Here is a 15623-nt window from a genome sequence, read left to right on the forward strand (position 1 = left end):
CCTCCTGCCATGGAAGTGATCTAAATCCCATCTGCAGTTCTTATATGCAGAAGGCCGTTCCGAAAGAACAGCCCAGCAAAAGTTACTATTTCATGTTTTTAATCAGTTCATCGCCAAACTGTGAAGTCTTGACTTCAGTAGCTCCATCCATCAATCTTGCAAAGTCGTAAGTCACCACTTTGGAAGCAATCGTATCTTCCATTGATTTCACGATCATGTTAGCCGCTTCTGTCCATCCAAGATGTTCAAGCATTAGAACACCTGATAGGATAACGGATGATGGATTAACTTTATCAAGACCTGCATACTTTGGAGCTGTTCCATGAGTTGCTTCAAAGATAGCGTGGCCTGTTTCGTAGTTGATGTTTGCTCCAGGTGCAATTCCGATTCCGCCTACCTGTGCTGCTAGAGCATCGGAAATGTAGTCTCCGTTTAGGTTCATTGTTGCAACAACATCGAATTCACGTGGACGAGTCAAAATTTGTTGCAGGAAGATATCAGCAATTGCATCTTTTACAATAATCTTTCCAGCTGCTTCAGCTTCAGCCTGCGCCTTGTTCGCAGCATCTGCTCCCTGCTCTTCTTTGATGCGGTCATACTGTGCCCATGTGAATACTTTCTCACCAAACTCACGCTCAGCTAGCTCATAGCCCCAGCTCTTGAACGCGCCTTCTGTGAATTTCATGATATTTCCTTTATGTACAAGCGTTAACGACTTGCGGCCTTCTTTGATCGCATAGTTAATCGCGGAGCGTACAAGGCGCTCTGTTCCTTCTTTAGAGACAGGCTTGATGCCAATGCCGGATGTTTCAGGGAAACGGATTTTTTTGACACCCATTTCATTTTGAAGGAAATCCATCATCTTCTTTGCTTCCGCGCTTCCGCTAGCATACTCAATACCTGCATAAATGTCTTCAGTATTTTCACGGAAGATGACCATGTCAGTGTCTTGTGGACGCTTTACCGGAGATGGTACACCTTCGAACCAGCGAACAGGACGCAGGCAAACAAAAAGGTCGAGTTCTTGACGAAGCGCTACGTTCAGCGAGCGGATTCCGCCGCCAACCGGCGTTGTCAGAGGTCCCTTGATTGCGATAAGGTATTCATTGATAGCCTCCAATGTCTCAGCTGGCAGCCATTCTCCCGTCTTGTTAAATGCCTTCTCCCCAGCGAGGACTTCCTTCCATACAAGCTTGCGCTCTCCTTTGTAAGCCTTTTCCACAGCTGCATCAAGGACACGAACAGAAGCTGCCCAAATATCCGGTCCTGTTCCGTCCCCTTCAATAAATGGAACAATTGGATTGTTTGGTACATTTAAAACTCCATTGTTTACCGTGATTTTTTCACCTTGCATTTCTATCTCTCCCTCTCTCGTTCAATTCGGCTAGAGAGAAGGCTTGCAGACAGCCTACTCTCTTCCGTCGTATCAATCCTTTCCAAATCACCAGTTTGGAAAGAATTCTGTTCTATTTCATTCTATTACAGCAGATTCTATCTTGAAAGCAAAACGCTGTGAATGCTAATGCTATTATCCGCGCAATCCGATTTCTACGTATTTTTGCATTCCAGGACCGGTATATTCAGCACGCGGTCTGATCAAGCGATTGTTTTCATATTGCTCAAGAATATGCGCAAGCCATCCGGACACACGACTTACTGCGAAAATTGGCGTGAACAGGTCATGATCGATACCCAAGCTATGGTAGACGGAAGCAGAATAAAAATCAACATTCGGAGGAAGGTTCTTTTCGCGAGTCACAATATCCTCAATTTGGATTGACATTTGGTACCAATGAGGCTCTCCCGTTAGTTCTGTCAATTTTTGAGACATTTCTCTCAAATGCTTAGCACGGGGATCGCCTTTCCTGTATACACGATGGCCGAATCCCATGATTTTTTCTTTTTTCTCAAGCTTTTTGCGTACATAAGGTTCCACATTTTCCAGCGTACCTATTTCCTTAAGCATGCGCATCACTGCTTCGTTAGCTCCGCCGTGAAGAGGTCCTTTCAGTGCTCCGATTGCTGCGGTAACACCAGAATATACATCGGACAAAGTAGCTACGCAAACACGCGCTGTAAAAGTGGATGCGTTCAATTCATGGTCAGCATGGAGTACGAGTGCTTTATTGAATGCTTCGACAGCAATCGGTTCTGGATCTTTTCCTGTCAGCATGTAAAGGAAGTTCGCTGCAAAATTCAGGTCCTCCCTAGGTGCAATCGGTTCAAGTCCTTTTCTTATACGAGCGAATGCTGTAACAATTGCCGGCATTTTCGCCTGCAGACGCACTGCTTTGTGGAAATTCGCTTCTTCTTCCATGACATCAGCTTCATCATCATAGAGACTCAAGAGGGAAACTGCTGTGCGAAGCGCGGCCATTGGATGAACTGTTTTGATTGGATACATCTTGAAATGTTCCAGAACACCCTGTGGAAGAGCCATATTTTGGGCAAGCTCTTTTTTCAGTTCATCGAGTTCTGATTGAACAGGAAGCCTTCTATGCCACAATAGGTAAATCACTTCTTCAAAGCTTGCGTTCTCAGCAAGATCATCAATATTATAACCTACATATGTTAGTGTATCGTCAATGATTGAACTGATAGAGGAAGTCGTTGCTACTACCCCTTCTAGACCTCTTGTTACCGTCATCCTCAACCTCTCCTTTGTTGTATTAATTTTCCCATTCCTTTTGCCTGTATTTCTTGTGAGACCGGAATAACATCCAGCTGAAGGAATCATAATGAAATTACCCTTAACGCTTCCCTTAGAAACTTTACCAAGAGAGCTTGTAAACCGAGCGTTTGCTCAGATGGAGCCAAAAAGTAAATGCTTACATTTTCTCTTAGCAAAAGAATGCTGGAGGCCCATATTCTATAACCATTCGACAATGGTTATAATTACAAGTCCTATTATAAACAATAATCAGACTTTTGTGAATGGAAAGAACATAATTTACGAATATATTATTTCAGTAAAAGGCTATTTCACAAATTCAAACAATCTCATTGCTGCATAGGCAATTCCCGCTCCTATTAGCGGACCGACTGCAACCCCTTTGAATAGAGAAACTGCAAGGATCGTACCAAATACAAGGGCTGTTGTGATGTGAGGATCTTTTGCAAGTAAAGTGATGCCGCCTTTTGCCAATAATGCTACAAGAATACCTGATACAAGGGCAATCCAAGCATATGGTGATTTAAATGAACTGGACAAATCCCTGAAACCAATTTCGCCGCTGGCAATGGGGGCCAAAACGGCAATTGTGATAATCGTAACACCCCAATTGATTCCTCTTCCTTGAATAACGGAAAAAATTCTAGAATCTGATCCTATTATTTTCAAAAGAAGGAGCACTGCTACTGCAATCATAAGAGATTGGTTTTTTGCTATTAAAGAAATGAGGAGCAGCAAGCCTAAAAAAAGAAAAGGTCCATATACCAAAATTCTCATCCTTCCTTAAAGCTATTTTAACATAATGTGAAACAAGCTTCCAAAGTTTAGAATTCCCAGTAAAAACAAATGGGGAAATTAGGTTGGTCGTGTAGTCATGTATCCTTGGACTAGCCCATATAATATGTATTGTCACCCACCAAAAGAGGAGGTGTTGAATAAGTGAATCCAGCATTCGCCGGAAGAGCGGCAAGGCTAGTTGCAGTAAGCGGGTTTTCCCTAGGCTTTGCAGTCTTATCCTATTATCTTACAAGTTTGCTATATCCTTTTCTAATCGGCTTTTTCCTGGCTTTCTTCATAAACCCGGTTGTTGATTTCATTCAGTATAAAGGGAAAATGCCTCGGAGTTTCGCTGTTTTGCTATCCCTAATGCTGCTTCTGGGAAGCATTGCTGGGCTGGTAACACTCCTAATCGTTGAAATAGCATCAGGCGCTGATTACCTTGCCCGAACCGTTCCCCTTCACTTAAATACGCTTATTTCTTTTATCGAAGAGCGTTTCGCTGCCCAAATTATTCCGATTTACAACAACTTTGCAAGTATTTTTCAAAGTCTTGATTCAGGACAACAGGAAACTATTTTGATGAACATAAAAACTGTTGGTAGTCGCATAAGTTTAGCGGCAGGTGATTTCATCCAAACCTTCTTTGAAAATATCCCGAAAATTCTTTCCTGGTTCCCCAATGCCGCTAGCGTACTCGTTTTTTCTCTGCTTGGAACTTTTTTTATCAGTAAAGACTGGTACCGCCTATGGGCGCTTGGAGGAAAGTTTCTGCCTCTGAAAGCAAGAAAAAGCGGCAGAACAGTGTTTGAAGATTTGCGGAAAGCCTTATTGGGATTTTTAAAAGCACAGACAACCCTAGTTTCTATTACAACAGTAATCGTTCTTATTGGGCTCCTTGTTTTAAAAGTGGATTATGCCATTACGATTTCCCTTGTAACAGGGATCGTTGACTTGATTCCTTATCTTGGAACAGGAGCTGTCTTCCTTCCATGGATTGGTTATGAGCTGATATCAGGAGATCACGCAAGCGCACTCGGTCTCGGCATTTTATATACAATCGTTCTCGTTCAGCGGCAGATCATGGAGCCTAGGCTTCTTTCCTCAGGTTTAGGATTAGATCCGCTTGCCACCTTGATCGCATTGTTTGTGGGCTTTAAATTATTAGGTTTTATTGGATTGATTATGGGACCCGTAACTTTAGTTATTTTCAATGCACTGCATCGCGGAGGAGTATTTCGTGACCTTTGGGGCTATATCAAAGGCTGATAGACCCTAATCAAAAAAGGGGCTTTTCACCTGCCAAAATGGCTGGTGGCTGGCCCTTTTTTGATTAACATCTCCAATTACTTAATGATAATCGTATTCCTATCCATCCATCTGCGAAATGCTTTGTTCAATAATGGCTTTACTATTCTGCGGGCAGGCGGTGCCAGCAGGATGAATCCCATCAAATCAGTCAAAAAGCCCGGAGTAAGCAATAGGACACCACCTACAAGAATACAAATGCCGTCAATCACTTCTTCTCCCGGCAATACTCCCCTGCTTAATTGGTAGCGCACTTTTTGAAGAACTGCCATACCTTGGTTCTTTGCAAGTGCTGCTCCTGCTATCCCGGTGATGATAATCATGGCAATTGTCGGGAAGACACCGATCGTCTTTCCGGACAGCATAAGGATACCGATTTCCGCAGCGGGAACAACGATGAGAAAGAAAAGAATATATTGCACTAGTTCTTACCCCCTGCCTATTTTCATTGAAAAAAAGGACGGAAAATATTCCGTCCCTCCTTTTATTAGAGCACACTTGCATGCCCGTTGTAAATGACACCTCTTGATGAATCTACTGTAATTTCCTGGCCATCTTGGAACAGGTTCATCGCATTTTCAACACCGACTATTACCGGGATTCCCAAGCTCAGGCCCACGACAGCAGCGTGGCTAGTGAGCCCACCTTCTTCTGTGATGAGTGCGCTGCATTTTTCAATAGCAGGCACCATATCACGGTCAGAACCAATGGTTACCAAAATGCTGCCTTCTGTTACTTTCGAAAGAGCTTCTTGTGCATCGCGAGCAAGAACAACTTTTCCATAAGATGATTTTCTTCCGATACCTTGAGCTTTTGCGATGATATCTCCAACGACATGGATTTTCATCAGGTTGGTTGTGCCAGCTTCGCCAACAGGTACTCCTGCAGTAATTACAACAAGATCTCCGTGCTTAACATGTCCGCTATTTACGCTTTCTTCTACAGCGGAGGAAAGCATTTCATCCGTCGTTTCAGCACTTTTTCCGAGCTGTGGATAGACACCCCATACAAGTGCAAGTCTTCTGCAGACATGGTCTTTTGATGTAACAGCAACAATCGGCGCCTTTGGGCGATACTTGGAGATCATTCTCGCAGTATGCCCACTTTCGGTAGGCGTAATGATGGCATTTACATCAAGGTTTAACGCTGTATGAGCAACAGATTGTCCGATAGCATCTGTAATCGTATGCTCACTGTCCTTACTTAAATTGGAGAGTAAGTTCTTATGGTTAAGTGCTTCTTCCGTACGGGAAGCAATATTGTGCATGGTCTGTACAGCCTCTACAGGGTATGTGCCCGCAGCTGTTTCACCGGAAAGCATAATAGCATCCGTTCCATCTAGTATCGCATTGGCAACATCACTTGCTTCAGCACGTGTAGGCCGTGGATTCCGCTGCATAGAGTCAAGCATTTGGGTAGCTGTGATGACCGGCTTGCCAAGTGCATTGCATTTTTTTATAAGCTGCTTCTGCACTAGAGGTACTTCCTCTGCAGGAATTTCCACTCCCAAGTCTCCGCGGGCAACCATCAATCCTTCTGAAACTTCGAGAATTTCGTCGATATTATCGACACCTTCTTGGTTTTCGATCTTTGGAATGATGTTGATGTATGTTGCATTGTTCTCTTCCAAAAGTCTTCGAATTTCAAGTACATCAGATGCCCTGCGGACAAAGGATGCTGCAATAAAATCTACTCCCTGTTGTATTCCAAAGAGAATGTCATTTGCGTCTTTTTCTGTAATTCCCGGCAGCTGGACGGATACTCCCGGAACGTTAACGCCTTTTTTGTTTTTCAATGTTCCGCTGTTCATAATTTTTGTATGGATCTCGCTGTTCGCCTTATCAATTCCTGTAACCTCAAGGCCAATCAGCCCATCATCCAACAGGATTTTACCTCCAACATGAACATCATCAATCAGCCTGTCGTATGTAACGGAAAACTTTTCTGCTGTTCCAAGCACTTCTTTCATTGACACGATGACGTTATTGCCGGATTTCAATTCAATGGCGCCATTCTCCATGTCATTCGTGCGGATTTCAGGACCCTTCGTATCAAGCAGGATAGCGACGGTCTTTCCGGTAATTCTGGAAGCTTCCCGAATATTAGTAATGCGCGCTGCATGCTCTTCGTGGTTGCCATGAGAGAAGTTCAGCCTAGCGACATTCATTCCGGATTCCATTAATTTTGTCAGTTTTTCTATACTTTCACTTGCAGGCCCTATTGTACATACTATCTTTGTCTTGCGCATCTTATTAACCTCCTGATTTGTCGGAATTCAAAGTTAATTAAATTGAAAGTTCTTTCGAAAGCTTATACAGATTTAAATCAACAGTATGCTTCTTTGCAAGCGCTTCGATGATATCGTAATCTACAAGCCGATTTCTCTCGATACCAACGGCCCTTCCGCCGCTTCCATCCATAAGAAGCTCGACAGCTTTTGCACCAAGGCGGCTTGCAAGGACTCTATCAAAAGCAGTAGGAGATCCTCCGCGCTGTACATGGCCCAGAACTGTCACCCTTGTATCAAAGTCGGTTTCTTTCTTGAGACGTTTTCCGAACTCATAGCCGTTCATCACACCTTCAGCTACGATAATGATACTATGCTTCTTGCCCCGAGCATGACCTTTTTTTAGACGAGATGCAATATCTCTCATGTCGTAAGGATCTTCCGGAATCAGTATCGTTTCCGCTCCACCTGCAAGACCTGCCCATAGTGCGATATCTCCAGCATTTCTACCCATTACCTCAACCACGAACGTACGTTCATGCGATGATGCTGTATCACGGATTTTGTCAATTGCGTCAATCACAGTATTCAGGGCTGTATCGAAACCAATGGTGAACTCTGTTCCTGGGATGTCGTTGTCAATGGTACCCGGAACACCAACACACGGGAAACCGTGCTCCGTCAGAGCTTTTGCTCCCATATAGGAACCATCCCCGCCAATGACAACAAGCCCTTCAATACCAAATTTCTTCAACTGCTCGATTCCTTTTTCCTGCCCTTCCCTTGTCTTGAATTCCTCACAGCGAGCAGAATACAAGAAGGTGCCGCCGCGGTGAATGATATCACCAACAGAACCAAGCTCCAGCTTTTGAATGTTTCCGCTAATTAAACCAGCATATCCACCAATAACACCGTAAATCTCAATATTATGATAAATCGCCTTCCTTACAACTGCTCTTATTGCTGCATTCATACCGGGGGCGTCTCCGCCACTTGTTAAGACTCCAATCCTTTTCATGATTCTTCACCTCATTTTCATTCAATAGATACATGGCATTGCGTAACCATTTTTTTCTTTATTCTTGTTTAGTATGCACTTGTTGCTTCTTAATATTTCTAAAATACCACGAAGAATAGACTATCTCAATCTAATCATGGCTTTGTCTTAGATAGACGGAATTATCGGTATAATGCAAGCGTTTTATATGGAACCAATAAACGTTTTTTCCAATATACGAGAGAAGGCGCGCCATAAGGCACGCCATTAATTTACCCCTATATACTCATTGAGAAACGAAAAACGACCAATCATCTTATATTTCTCATATCGTTGGGAAACGAGCAATTCTTCATCATACTTGCAAAGGGTTTTCAAGGAGTCCATGAGCACCTTCTCAATTTGCTCTGCTTGATTGTCCACATCCCTATGGGCTCCGCCCTTCACCTCAGGGATAATCTCGTCTACAACTCCTAATTCTTTCAAGTCAGGAGCAGTTATACGCATCGTTTCAGCTGCTTTCTTGGCAAGCGCAGCATCCTTCCATAGAATGGAGGCAGCTCCTTCAGGTGAAATAACAGAGTAAGTCGAGTTTTCAAGCATATGAATCATGTTGCCAACACCAAGTGCGAGAGCTCCTCCACTTCCTCCTTCGCCAATAACAATACACACTACAGGCACGCGGAGGCCAGCCATTTCGAATAAGTTCCTCGCTATTGCTTCGCTCTGCCCTCTCTCTTCAGCCGCTTTTCCAGGATATGCTCCTTTTGTGTCGATGAAACAAACAATAGGCCTGTTAAATTTCTCTGCTTGCTTCATTAAGCGCAGTGCTTTCCTATATCCTTCCGGGTGAGGCATTCCAAAGTTTCTGCGGATGTTTTCTTTTGTATCCTTGCCTCGCTGATGGCCGATCACGGTAACCGGCATTCCCCGGAATTTAGCTATGCCGCCGACAATTGCTTCGTCATCTCCATATGCTCTGTCTCCATGGCATTCAAAGAAGTCGGTGAAAAGACGATTTATATACTCTAGCGTTGTTGGCCTGTCGGGGTGTCTTGCTATTTGGACACGATCCCAAGGTTTTAAATTTTCATATATATCTTTCTCAAGCTTCGCTAGCCTTGCTTCCAGCTTGTCTATTTCAGAACTTAAGTCGACATCTGTATTCATTGTAAACTCTTTTAATTCAGCAATCTTCTTTCTTAGTTCAGTTACCGGCTTTTCAAAAGCTAAATCTCCTGCCATTCGAAACGACCTCCCGGCTGGTGAATTTGTAAAATGGTAGTTAATTTCTCCTTCAATTCAATTCTGGAAATAACTGCATCAAGCTGACCGTGTTTAAGGAGAAACTCTGCAGTCTGAAAATCTTCCGGGAGTTCTTCGCGTATCGTCTGTTCAATAATCCGCCTTCCTGCAAATCCGATAAGGGCGCCTGGTTCTGCAAAATTGTAGTCTCCCAATGAAGCAAAGCTAGCAGAAACGCCACCTGTAGTAGGGTGCGTCATGATGGAAATGATTAGACCCCCATTGTCGCTAAATCGCTTTAATGCAACGCTAGTCTTTGCCATCTGCATGAGGCTCAGTACGCCTTCCTGCATCCTTGCACCACCTGAAGCAGTAAAAATAATGAAGGGAACAGATAGTTCATCCGCCTTTTCAATGGCTCTCGTTATTTTCTCTCCAACAACAGAACCCATGCTCCCCATTCTAAAAGTTGCATCCATAACAGCAACGACCGCATCTTGCTCTCCAATCTTCACCGTCCCAGTAACAACGGCCTCATGTAGACCCGTTTTCTTCCTATCCTGTTCGAGTTTTTCCTCATATCCAGGAAATCCAAGCGGGTTTTCTGAAACCATATTCTTATCAAGCTCCATAAAAGTTCCTCTGTCCGCAAGACTATGTATTCGTTCGCGGGAATCCATCTGATGATGGTATCCACAATGAAAGCATACTTTCAAATTTTTCAGCAGTTCTTTCGTATACATGATTTTTTTACAATTAGGGCATTTTGTCATGATGCCTTCTGGCACATCCTGCTTTGCACTTTCAGAAGGTATAGTCGCATATTTTTTTTTCTTCGATTTTGTAAATAGCTCCTTAAGCAAAGTAAAACCTCCTTCAATCTCGCAGTAACGATATGATGATATATCCAAACTAATTCCAGCGTGGCCAGACCACTAAACGAAAAAAATGAGCTAGGCTGCCAAAATCAAGTAACATAATTTTTTAGAAGCATGTCCTATATTATAAGGCAATAACAAAACATTGTCTGTTATAATGTGTCGTTAGTATTCCGACAATTTCCGCAAAGCATCATACGCGGAGCGAATTTCATCCTCGCTGTCTGCATCCAAGGCTTCTGCCAAGCGAACATACCACTCTGCCGGAAATATAGATTTCTTTACATGAAGGGAATGATTATAGTCCTTTAGTATCTGCCAAATCCGGCAAACAAGGTAATTATCAGCTAGTTCAGCCACTTTCTGAAAAAAACGATCGTCTTCTAGCATCCTTTGAGCCTGTACCCATTCCTTTAACCGAAATCCTTTTCCCCTACACTTTTTTGCAGCAAGCAGCAGACAATTCATTTCAATAAGCACTTTCGTTTCAGCCACATCTTTTCTAGCTTTTTCATCCTGAAGGACAAAAGTACCCAACAACTGAACAAGCTGATTCCCATGGAAGTCACGTATAAAGGTTCCTTCTCCCCGCCTAGTTTCAATAAGTCCCAGCAGTTCAAGCGCCCTTAGGGCCTCCCGGACAGAGGAGCGCCCAGCGTTCAGGCGCTCTGAAAGTTCTCTTTCGGAAGGGATTTTATCGCCAGCCTTCAGTCCATCCTTTTCAATCATAGACCTTAGCTGCTTGACAATTTCAATATAAACTTTCGTTCCCCTATCTGACGGAATCATACCATCTCACTCACTTTTGTCAATAATAGCAAGTTTCTTTGTACGCTTTTTAATTTCCTCAGGATCTACTTTCATTCTGGCAACGCCAGTTTCCATTGCCGCTTGTGCTACTGCAGCAGCCACTTCGGGAGCTACACGCGAATCAAATGGTCCTGGAATAACATAATCTGCTGTTAGTTCGTCCGCACCAATCAATCCCGCTATCGCTTCTACAGCTGCTACCTTCATTTTTTCATTGATGTGCGTTGCCCGGACGTCAAGCGCTCCTCTGAAAATACCTGGGAATGCCAGAACATTGTTTACCTGGTTAGGAAAGTCCGAACGTCCCGTTCCAATGACCTTTGCTCCAGCTGCTTTAGCATTTGCTGGCATAATTTCAGGATTTGGATTGGCCATTGCAAAAATGATTGGATCCTGATTCATTGTTTTAATCATTTCTTCCGTCAATGCACCTGCAGCAGATACACCAATGAAAACATCTGCCCCTTTGACTGCATCCTCCAATGTTCCTTGCAGGTTATCCCTGTTCGTGAACTTCGCTACTTCATTCTTTATATTGTTCATTCCATTCGGACGTCCTTCATAGATGGCACCTTTTGTGTCACACATGATGATATCCCTTACTCCATAAGCGTACACCAGCTTGATGATTGCAATCCCCGCAGCCCCTGCACCATTCGCTACAACTTTGATTTCATTCATCTTTTTTCCTGTAAGCTTCAGGGCGTTAACAAGACCTGCGACTGTAACGATGGCAGTACCATGCTGGTCATCATGGAAGACAGGGATATTTGTTTCTTTCTTAAGCCTTTCTTCGATCTCGAAGCAGCTTGGGGCAGCGATATCCTCCAAATTCACACCACCGAATGTAGGCTCAAGCAATTTTACAGTTTCTACAATTTTATCAATATCCGTTGTATTAAGGCAAATTGGAAAAGCATCCACTCCAGCAAAGCTCTTGAATAGCACTGCCTTTCCTTCCATTACAGGGAGAGCTGCTTCTGGACCAATATTGCCAAGCCCAAGAACAGCGGTTCCGTCAGATACAATCGCGACCATATTTCCTTTCATTGTGTATTCATACACTGTTTCGGGCTTATCATAAATCTCCTTACACGGCTCTGCTACTCCAGGGGAATAGGCGAGGCTTAAATCCTTTGCGTTCCTCACAGAAACCTTCGATTGGGATTCTAATTTACCTTTATGGAGCCTATGCATATGTAAGGCTTCTTCGCGTAATGTCACGGGTTATTTCACTCCTTATTTCTTAAAAGGAAACACTATTCTGTTACAGCGTTCCAAAAGTGGTCAGACCAAAAACTTCCGCTTATCAATATAACATATCTATTTGAGTTATAAAACTTTATTATTTCAATACGACATGCTTAGCACCAAGGTACGCTTGCAGTTCTTTCAAACATTGCTGGCTCGCATTGACGCTGTATTCTTCAGGCAGCAGGATTGTCCTGTCCTGGGCTGCAAAATGCAAAATAACCGGAACCGGACCATGGTAAACCTTTAAAATATTTTTCAGCTCCCGAAGGCTATCAGGCGTAGATAGTGAAGCTTCCACCTTCAGGAATAGCTTCGATGCAGTGCTAGAGCTTTCCTTTATGTCAAGGAATTGCTGAACGATAAACTGAATCCTGCCGCCTCTTTCTTCGAATTTCCCTTGTAAAAGGACGATCATGCCTTCGTTTAGTTCCTTGCTATAACGCCGATACACTTCTGGGAAGACAACCGCTTCCGTTTCACCGCCTTCATCGCTCAAAGTAAGAAATGCCATAGATTCCCCTTTTTTCGTCCGTATCTTCTTGACTGAAACAATATAGACCCCTACTTTTGCTTTCCTGCCAGGTTTTCCTTCCGAAGCTGGAATCGCCTGGGCAATAGAGAGCTTAGCAGCATGGAGGGAAACAGGATGGGTCGATAAATACAGACCTAATGCCTCTTTTTCCAAAAGGAGTTTATCCTCCATCCGCAATGGATCAGCTTTCACATACTTTGGAACTATGTTGAACTCTTCTCCTTGGAACAGATTTTCTTGTTTACTATCATCTGGAGCTACTAGGCGAGCATGCTCGCAAGCGACATCCAATGTTGCCAAGAGAACAGCCCTGTCCTGACCAAACTCATCAAAAGCTCCGGAGTTCACAAGTGCTTCCAATGTTTTTCTCCCACATGCCTTTTGCGGAACACGAATACAAAAATCGAATAGATCCCGAAACTTCCCATGTTTCCTTGCCTTAAAGATTTCTTTGAGACTGGATGAGCTTACCCCTTTTATCGCGGCGAGACTGTACCTGATATTATCCCCCTCTATGAGGAAGCTGTACCCGCTCTTATTGATGGATGGAGGAATCAAAGAACAGCCCATCCTTTTAAGTTCTCTTACAAATTGCGAAATCCTTTCCGCATTCCCAACAGCAGAAGTCAGGAGCGCAGCCATGAAATGCAAAGGAAAATTCGCCTTCAGATAGGCAAGCTGATACGATATGAAACTGTAGGCAACTGCGTGACTGCGGTTAAATCCATAGTTGGCAAACCTGACAATATAATCATATACTTGCCCTGCCACTTTGTCGTCATAGCCTTGAGCCGTAGCACCTTCTAAAAAGTGCGCTCTTTCCCTGTCGAGCACTTCCCTTTTCTTTTTGCTGACTGCACGGCGAAGCAAGTCGGCTTCTCCCAGCGAGAATCCCGCCATTTTGGAAGCAATTCTCATGATTTGTTCCTGGTAGACAATAACACCGTATGTATCTTCAAGAATTTCCTTCAAATCCGGATGAGGGTATTCTACCTCCTTCTTACCGTGCTTTCTTTCAATAAATAGTGGAATATTTTCCATTGGACCAGGACGGTAAAGCGCATTTACAGCTACAATATCCTCAAAGCGAGAGGGCATAAGCTCTCTTAGTACTTTCCGCATGCCTTCCGATTCAAGTTGAAAAATACCTGTCGTATCACCTTTTCCTAAAAGCCTGTATGTCTCTTTGTCATGAAGCGAAATTTTTCTTATATCCAGCTTCTTACCAGTGCTTCTTTCTATAGAAGAAACAACCATATCCAGCAGCGTCAAATTCCTAAGCCCTAAAAAGTCCATTTTTAACAGTCCGGCTTCTTCAACATCCTCCATGTCATACTGAGTAAGCAATACGTCGTCATGCCCGTTTTGTATTGGAATCACATCAGGAAGAGGAAGTTCGCTTATCACAACACCAGCTGCATGTGTGGAAGTATGGCGAGGAAGCCCCTCTATCTTCAGGGCGGTTTCGTAAAGCTTCCTGTAGGTTTCTTTTTCACCTATAAAACTCCTAAGACCCTTCGATTCTTTATATGCCATTTGCAACGTCGTCCCAGGCCGAGACGGGATTACTCTTGACAGTCTCTCCAATTCGGTTGGATGAAGTCCAAACGCTCTCCCCGCATCCCTTGCAGCCGCCTTTGCTGCAAGGGTACCAAAAGTAACGATTTGGGCAACATGCATCTTTCCGTATTTATCTGCAACATATTCAATTACTTCATCCCGGCGGTGATCTGGAAAGTCGATATCGATATCCGGCATGGTAATCCGTTCAGGATTAAGGAAGCGCTCAAAAAGCAGCTTGTGTTCAATCGGATCGACGTCAGTTATGAATAAGACATATGCCACGAGGGATCCCGCTGCTGAGCCACGACCGGGTCCTGTCAAAATTCCCTTGTCCCGGGCATATTTCATAAAATCCCAAACAATCAGGAAATAATCGCTGAAATTCATCGACCGGATGACGGATAGTTCATAATCCAGCCTACCAAAATGTACTTTCCCGGGATTTCCATACCGTTTGGCTACCCCCTCCCTGCAAAGCGTTTCAAGTAGCTCCCCGGCTGTCTCTCCTTTTGGAACAGGATACTTTGGCAAATGTTTTTCTCCTAAACCTAACATGACATTGCATTCTTCCGTTATTTTAATCGTGTTCAGAAGTGCATCAGGGTAACGGGAAAAAAGTGCTTCCATCTCTTTTGGTGACTTTAAATAAAACTGTCCCGTTTCCTTTGTATCATGTGCAAGTTTTGCACCTGCCTTGATGGCAAGCAGGACTTCATGCGTAAACGCATCTTCCTGTTGGAGATAAAGAACAGGATTGGTAGCAACTGTCCTTATGCCCGATTCGCCAGCAAGTTGAGCCATTGTTTCCATCCATTCCGCTTGGCCATCTAGATTCTGAAGCGAAATAAAGAAATTACCTTCACCAAAGATTTCTTTGTAAAGGGAAGCGGCTTCCTTGGCAAGTTCGTACTTTCCCAGTGAAGCGTAGTGTTCGATTTCCCCGCACTTGCCAGGTGAAAGTGCGAACAGCCCATCAGCATAATGCCTCAGCCATTTTACAGGTATACCACGGGGTGATTTTGTTTTAATGGCACTTGTTATTTTAATCAGATTACCAAAGCCTGTGTTGTTCTTTGCCAACAATACAATCGGAAAGGCATTTTCCTCTTCCTCATTGCTCCGCAGTATATCAGCAGTAAGACCAAGAATTGGCTTTACGGAATGTTCAAGACATTTTTTATAAAACTTTACAGCTCCGTACATATTGTTACAGTCTGTTAGCGCTAGTGCAGGATAGCCTTTCGCCTTAGCTTCTGAAACCAACTGCTCTACGGAAGCGGTGCTCGTCAGCAGGCTGTATGCACTATATACATGAAGATGGATATACGGCATTCTGCTCACACCCTCTCAAGATTTCTCTC

12 protein-coding genes are annotated in these 15623 nt (G+C 43.6%); 1 reads left to right on the forward strand and 11 read right to left on the reverse strand.

Features of this window, described 5'->3' with window-relative positions; translation table 11 throughout:
* Positions 1-85: 85 nt before the first annotated feature.
* From icd to BQ5796_RS11415, 3 genes are all read right to left on the reverse strand, one after another.
* The gene (gene icd / locus BQ5796_RS11400; RefSeq protein WP_071460353.1) at positions 86-1354 is read right to left on the reverse strand and encodes an NADP-dependent isocitrate dehydrogenase; all 1269 of its coding nucleotides are present in this window, start codon (positions 1352-1354) and stop codon (positions 86-88) included.
* 174 nt (positions 1355-1528) lie between these two features.
* Positions 1529-2647 (reverse strand): citrate synthase, encoded by a 1119-nt coding sequence (citZ, locus tag BQ5796_RS11405; protein WP_071461273.1) that lies wholly within the window; start codon positions 2645-2647, stop codon positions 1529-1531.
* 330 nt (positions 2648-2977) lie between these two features.
* Complete coding sequence (locus BQ5796_RS11415; protein WP_071460355.1) at positions 2978-3448, reverse strand: DUF441 domain-containing protein; 471 nt, start codon at positions 3446-3448, stop codon at positions 2978-2980.
* A gap of 162 nt (positions 3449-3610) precedes the next feature.
* On the opposite strand from BQ5796_RS11415, the gene ytvI reads away from it, so the two are divergent.
* Complete coding sequence (gene ytvI, locus BQ5796_RS11420) at positions 3611-4717, forward strand: sporulation integral membrane protein YtvI (RefSeq protein WP_071460356.1); 1107 nt, start codon at positions 3611-3613, stop codon at positions 4715-4717.
* Positions 4718-4794: 77 nt separating this feature from the next.
* Here the strand turns inward: ytvI and BQ5796_RS11425 are convergent, their stop codons facing one another.
* The 8 genes from BQ5796_RS11425 to dnaE form a co-directional block, all read right to left on the reverse strand.
* Positions 4795-5178, reverse strand: a complete 384-nt coding sequence (locus BQ5796_RS11425; RefSeq protein ID WP_071460357.1) for an FxsA family protein — start codon at positions 5176-5178, stop codon at positions 4795-4797.
* 65 nt (positions 5179-5243) lie between these two features.
* Entirely contained in the window at positions 5244-7004 is a 1761-nt protein-coding gene (pyk, locus tag BQ5796_RS11430) for a pyruvate kinase (RefSeq protein WP_071460358.1), read from the reverse strand.
* 37 nt (positions 7005-7041) lie between these two features.
* Positions 7042-8001, reverse strand: a complete 960-nt coding sequence (gene pfkA / locus BQ5796_RS11435; RefSeq protein ID WP_071460359.1) for a 6-phosphofructokinase — start codon at positions 7999-8001, stop codon at positions 7042-7044.
* A 246-nt stretch (positions 8002-8247) separates the two neighbouring features.
* The gene (gene accA / locus BQ5796_RS11440; protein ID WP_071460360.1) at positions 8248-9225 is read right to left on the reverse strand and encodes an acetyl-CoA carboxylase carboxyl transferase subunit alpha; all 978 of its coding nucleotides are present in this window, start codon (positions 9223-9225) and stop codon (positions 8248-8250) included.
* Complete coding sequence (gene accD, locus BQ5796_RS11445; protein ID WP_071460361.1) at positions 9210-10088, reverse strand: acetyl-CoA carboxylase, carboxyltransferase subunit beta; 879 nt, start codon at positions 10086-10088, stop codon at positions 9210-9212. Before accD ends, accA begins: the two co-directional genes overlap by 16 nt.
* A 180-nt stretch (positions 10089-10268) precedes the next feature.
* A complete protein-coding gene (locus BQ5796_RS11450) occupies positions 10269-10892 on the reverse strand; it encodes a FadR/GntR family transcriptional regulator (protein WP_071460362.1) in 624 nt (207 codons plus the stop codon).
* 6 nt (positions 10893-10898) lie between these two features.
* A complete protein-coding gene (gene ystJ, locus BQ5796_RS11455) occupies positions 10899-12137 on the reverse strand; it encodes an NADP-dependent malic enzyme (RefSeq protein WP_071460363.1) in 1239 nt (412 codons plus the stop codon).
* Positions 12138-12258: 121 nt separating this feature from the next.
* Entirely contained in the window at positions 12259-15594 is a 3336-nt protein-coding gene (gene dnaE / locus BQ5796_RS11460; protein ID WP_071460364.1) for a DNA polymerase III subunit alpha, read from the reverse strand.
* Positions 15595-15623 lie beyond the last annotated feature (29 nt).

The organism is Bacillus massilinigeriensis (genome assembly GCF_900111815.1).
Classification (GTDB): domain Bacteria; phylum Bacillota; class Bacilli; order Bacillales; family Cytobacillaceae; genus Mesobacillus_C; species Mesobacillus_C mediterraneensis.

Bases quoted from the DNA above. Each gene is read 5' to 3' on its own strand.
- icd (WP_071460353.1), bottom strand. From the start codon at position 1,354: ATGCAAGGTGAAAAAATCACGGTAAACAATGGAGTTTTAAATGTACCA.
- citZ (WP_071461273.1), bottom strand. From the start codon at position 2,647: ATGACGGTAACAAGAGGTCTAGAAGGGGTAGTAGCAACGACTTCCTCT.
- BQ5796_RS11415 (WP_071460355.1), bottom strand. From the start codon at position 3,448: ATGAGAATTTTGGTATATGGACCTTTTCTTTTTTTAGGCTTGCTGCTC.
- pyk (WP_071460358.1), bottom strand. From the start codon at position 7,004: ATGCGCAAGACAAAGATAGTATGTACAATAGGGCCTGCAAGTGAAAGT.
- pfkA (WP_071460359.1), bottom strand. From the start codon at position 8,001: ATGAAAAGGATTGGAGTCTTAACAAGTGGCGGAGACGCCCCCGGTATG.
- accA (WP_071460360.1), bottom strand. From the start codon at position 9,225: ATGGCAGGAGATTTAGCTTTTGAAAAGCCGGTAACTGAACTAAGAAAG.
- BQ5796_RS11450 (WP_071460362.1), bottom strand. From the start codon at position 10,892: ATGATTCCGTCAGATAGGGGAACGAAAGTTTATATTGAAATTGTCAAG.
- dnaE (WP_071460364.1), bottom strand. From the start codon at position 15,594: ATGCCGTATATCCATCTTCATGTATATAGTGCATACAGCCTGCTGACG.